This window comes from Paraburkholderia podalyriae (genome assembly GCF_014397785.1).
GTDB lineage: Bacteria > Pseudomonadota > Gammaproteobacteria > Burkholderiales > Burkholderiaceae > Paraburkholderia > Paraburkholderia podalyriae.
In genome coordinates, this window is record NZ_VZQQ01000238.1 from 1 (window position 1) to 1,093 (window position 1,093).

Consider the following 1,093-nt stretch of genomic DNA (forward strand, 5'->3'; position numbering starts at 1 on the left):
CTGCTCGCATTTTTCATGCGCCTGACGGATTGCTCCCATGGACCGATCGCATCAGATTTCGCGCAATCACCAGATTCGCCAGAGCGAACAGGCTGAACAGTTGCGCGGTGTTCTTGGCCAAGCCCTTGTATCGGGTCTTGCGATGGTGAAAGAGGTTCTTGACGATATGGAACGGATGCTCAACTCGCGAACGGATCTGCGCTTTGGTTCGCTCGACCGCGATCATCAATTCCTTCAGCGCTCCCTCCTGCATCGCCCTGACCTTTCCCCGCTTGGCAGCGACGTTCCACTTCACGGTCTTACCCGCCATTTCCTCGCGCTTGTCTACGCCAATGTAGCCCGCATCGGCGAACGCCTGCTCCTCATGTCCGTGCAACAGGGCATGCGCTTGTGATACATCCGACACGTTGGCCGCCGTGCCAACCACACTGTGAATCAGGCCCGAATCGGCGTCGACGCCAATGTGGGCTTTCATCCCAAAGTGCCATTCATTTCCCTTCTTCGTTTGGTGCATTTCCGGGTCACGACTCTTCCCGGCGTTCTTGGTCGACGGCGGCGCTTCAATGATCGTCGCGTCAACCAGCGTACCTTCCTTCATCATCAGCCCACGCTCGCACAGCGAGATGCCAATCTCGTCGAACAACTTTCGTGTCAGTTCGTGTTCGATCAGCAGGCGCCGGAACTTCAACAGTGTGGTTGCATCAGGCACGTTCTCGACTGCCAGATCGATGCCAGCGAAGGCTCGCAGCGCGATGCTGTCATACAGCGCGTCTTCCAGTCCCTCGTCCGACAGCCCGTACCACTGTTGCAGAAAGTAGATCCGCAGCATTCGCTCCAGGCCAATCGGCGGGCGGCCTCGCGTGCCCTTCGGATAGTACGGCTCGATTGCCGACAGCAATCGCTGCCACGGAACAACCTTCTCCATCTCGGCGAGGAAGCGTTGGCGCCTCGTCACTCGCCTCTTGCCTGCAATTTCCGCTTCCGCGAAGCCAATCTGCCTCTTCATCATCGTGAGTCTGTTCCGTGAGCTGTCTTCTATAACGTCCTCAGCTACGCCGGCGATGACCGCCGAGCCGAATAAATCAGCGTTTCC

General features: G+C 57.9%; 1 protein-coding gene. It reads right to left on the reverse strand.

Annotated elements, in window-relative coordinates:
• Positions 1–13 precede the first annotated feature (13 nt).
• A complete protein-coding gene (locus F6X42_RS42790) occupies positions 14–1,006 on the reverse strand; it encodes an IS5 family transposase (protein ID WP_187639754.1) in 993 nt (330 codons plus the stop codon).
• Positions 1,007–1,093 lie beyond the last annotated feature (87 nt).

Coding starts and splice junctions, on each gene's coding strand:
- F6X42_RS42790 (WP_187639754.1), bottom strand. CDS start 1,006: ATGAAGAGGCAGATTGGCTTCGCGGAAGCGGAAATTGCAGGCAAGAGG.